Genomic DNA, 2160 nt, shown 5'->3' on the forward strand with positions numbered 1-2160 from the left:
CGCTGTAGGGTCGGGAGCTGGCGCGGTGGCGTCTCCTGGCGGTAGGGCTCGGGGCCTGTCTTCCGCCGGTTTCCCAGTCGGCTGTGCTCTCCCCGATGGCCATGACCAGGTTCGTGGCTCCGTTTCCAGCTCCCGCCGCATCGAACCGGGCGTGCGGTTCTCCCGCACCCGGCTCACCGACGTCGTTCACCGCCGGCATTCGGCCTCACCCGCCAGTCCTTGAAGGGCCTGGGCGAGACGACGATTCCATACATGCTGATCAGGCCAAGTTCGTTCGGCGACAAGGCAACCAGTGTTCGCCAGCCGAACCCCTTGCTGGCGCGGTGCCGCTTGCTGATGAACAGGGCAAGCCGCATCCGCGCATACTGCCTGATCTTGCTGAAGCGCTCGGCGGAGTGCCCGTACTTGAAGTAGGCAGTCCAGCCGCGCAGGAAGAGGTTGACCTCTTCCACGATCGCTTCGGGCCGCAACTGCCTGCGTCGGTCGGTGAGTTGCCGGATCCGGTCGCGGGCGTGCTGCATGGCCTTGTCCGCGGGCCAGCGGGCGAGGAAGACGAACGGCCGTTTGCCGTTCCTGCCGGTCGACCTGACCAGCCGATGGTGAAAGCCGAGGAAGTCGAAACCTTCTCCGCCCACCTCCAATCGCAGGATGCGGGTCTTGGCCATCTTGGGCTCCAGCCCAAGCTCGGCCAGCAGCTCGACCAACCGAGCCAGGGCCCGCTCAGCCTGGTTGCGTGACCAGCACATCACCGCGATATCGTCGGCAAACCGGACCATGATCCCGTCGGCTTCATCCCATGTCCGATCGAGTCGGTGCAGGTAGACGTTGCACATGACGGGTGAAACGACCCCGCCCTGGGGTGTTCCGGTGTCCGTTTTGCGCACCTGCCCATCCTCTACCACCCCGGCACGCAAGATCGCACGCAGGAGCTTCAGGAGCGACTGGTCGCAGATGCGTTCCTCGATCGCTTGTATCAACTCATCGTGCGGAATCGCCGAGAAGCAGTTGGCGATGTCCGTCTCGACCACCCATCGGCGTCCCCGCCCGTGCTCGTCCATGAGCACCTGCAGGGCGTCGTGCGCTGAGCGTTTCGGGCGGAACCCGAACGAGCAGTCCAGCATGTCCGCCTCGAAGACCGGTTCGAACACGATCTTCACGGCGGCCTGCACGACGCGATCACGAACCGCGGGAATCGATAACGGGCGCACCTCGTCCATGACACCCGGCTTCGGGATCAACACCCGCCGCACGGGCAGCGGACGATAGCGTCCCTCCCGTAGTTCGTCGGCCAGCTCGCCGAGCAGCCGGACCACGCCGTACTCCTCGACCTCGGCCAGGGTGACCTTGTCGATACCCGGTGCGCCGTTGTTGCCGCGCACCGTCAGCCACGCGCGCGCTAGGACGTCTCTGCGGTAGACCTTGTCCATCAGCGCGTGGAATCGACGTCCGGGCTCGGCCTTGGCCGCCCGGTAGAGCGTGTGCTGCAAGGCTCGGACCGGATCTCGCGGAGAGCGTCCACCAGATCCACCAGCGGCGGGGATAGCCGAAACGGCACTCACCGGGCCCCTCCTCAACATCGCACGCATCGACGAAGCAATGGCCCTTCCCATCACCGCCGGTTGTGTTGTCCGGTCGGCTGGTAGCGGTACTACGGCCACCTCCGACGCCCACCCGGCCGACCATCCATTTCCCGAGGCCATCGGTTATAGGACGCCACGCTCCGGTAACACCTTTCCGCAGGTCACCGGGCCGGGGAGGGCCTCCCCAGTTCCCGCCGCCACTATCGATACGTTCCACGCCCCATACGCCGGGGAGTCCTTGACGGCTGCGATTCCAGGCTCTTCACCGCGTCCATGGCCTTCGCCCTGATCTCGAAAGGCTCGGCTCTCCCTTGTCCCGCCCCGAAAGACGGATGAGTAACGACGCCGCAGGCTTCGCTTCATGCTACGGACCGCATCGTTGCTCCCCCTGTTACAGGGCCTTTGACGCTGGGCTTCGACCCCGCCCGTTTCCAGACGAAACCGCCAGCCTGCTACCGGGCCTCCTGGCAGCTACCCGGACCGGACTTCCACCGGCAAGCGACGACGAGCTTACGCACAGACGATCAGCCGCTACATCACGGCTTCACCTCCGTTCTGCTGGGCGCACGAGATCACCTCA

General features: G+C 65.6%; 1 protein-coding gene. It reads right to left on the reverse strand.

The window, feature by feature from the left end:
* Positions 1–173: 173 nt before the first annotated feature.
* The gene (ltrA, locus tag ABT294_RS50640) at positions 174–1487 is read right to left on the reverse strand and encodes a group II intron reverse transcriptase/maturase (protein ID WP_350813735.1); all 1314 of its coding nucleotides are present in this window, start codon (positions 1485–1487) and stop codon (positions 174–176) included.
* Between the last annotated feature and the right edge of the window lie 673 nt (positions 1488–2160).

It is taken from the genome of Nonomuraea sp. NPDC000554 (assembly GCF_040300065.1).
GTDB lineage: Bacteria > Actinomycetota > Actinomycetes > Streptosporangiales > Streptosporangiaceae > Nonomuraea.